The sequence below is a fragment of the Shewanella sp. SG44-6 genome, assembly GCF_014164185.1.
GTDB lineage: Bacteria > Pseudomonadota > Gammaproteobacteria > Enterobacterales > Shewanellaceae > Shewanella > Shewanella vesiculosa.
Map to the genome: position 1 here is coordinate 1 of NZ_JACJER010000287.1, position 1,169 is coordinate 1,169.

1 protein-coding gene is annotated in these 1,169 nt (G+C 39.0%); it reads left to right on the forward strand.

The genetic code is table 11. From position 1 onward, the window contains the following. Nucleotides 1-141: 141 nt before the first annotated feature. On the forward strand, nucleotides 142-486 hold the full coding sequence (locus H5185_RS22210; RefSeq protein WP_182743329.1) for a hypothetical protein: 345 nt from the start codon (nucleotides 142-144) through the stop codon (nucleotides 484-486). Nucleotides 487-1,169 lie beyond the last annotated feature (683 nt).

Genomic DNA, 1,169 nt, shown 5'->3' on the forward strand with positions numbered 1-1,169 from the left:
AACAAAACTGCATGCTAAATAATAATCTAAGTACCACTAAATAATTGAATCAAAATATAAACTCAGATATTGTTTATTCATTAATCAAAATAAATTTAAAAACGAGTAATTCTACAGGCTCGTTATGCACTATGGATCACTATGAATTGGCTTCTTCTAAAAAAAATATCTTCGTTTTTGCTCGCCGCACTGTTATTGGCGTTGGTAGCAGATGTGTCGGTCTTTTCTTTTGTGGAGTATGGCTCAAAAGGGACTAGTTACATCGGCTGCTATGCATATGACGCTATGTTAATTGGTTTTGAATGCAAAGGTTTTTTTGGTAGTAAGGCTGTTTCTATGTGGCTAAATTGGCCCTTGTGGCTTATCTATTCTCCAGTCTTTGCAGTTTTTAGCATCAGGGCTTTTTTAGTTGCTATATTGGTTTGGTCGCCCATAGTCGCTTATGGTTTGTCAGTTTTAAAACTTCGTAAAATAGAAAATGCATAACAAGGCGCAGCAACACGCCGCTGCGCGGCTGGACAGTTTGTAAGTCGCGCTTATGTGGTTTTGCTTCGCAAAAGTATTCCACAACGCACAACTTACAAACTGCCGTTGTGCTAAACGTTATAACTCATTATGAATATTCAGCCCAGAATCACGACATATATCACTTCAGCACTTGGAGGTTATTTTTTAGCGTTCTTTGTTGTCGCTATTGGAATTGCATTGTTTTCTGTTGAAAGCTTGGTTCCACCAATGATCCCGATTTTTATTTTCTCTCTAATAGTGGCAATTCCTGTAACAGTTATATCGTCAATCGTAGGCTACCCAATTTTCAAATTTATATTCCATAAATTGCAATTGCCTATATTCCAAAGGCTGCTCGTATCAGGGGGTATATCATGTATTGCCTGTATTTTTATTTATGCCATTGGATTCAATTTTGCCCTCGGAGCACTTGATTTACCTGATGCTATTGTAAATATGTCGGGTGCACTGCTAATGCTATGTGTTGTAGTTCTCCCATGTTCAGCACTAGTATATTGGTACATTGAAAAATGAGTTATAATCGGGTAGCCAGAGGTATCTAGCCTCCAGCCCCCACACCACCCTGCATGCGGCTCCGCACAGGGCGGTTCATTTAGAACACCTAACTAGCTTTCTGGTTAGGATATTGAACTGCGATCCAT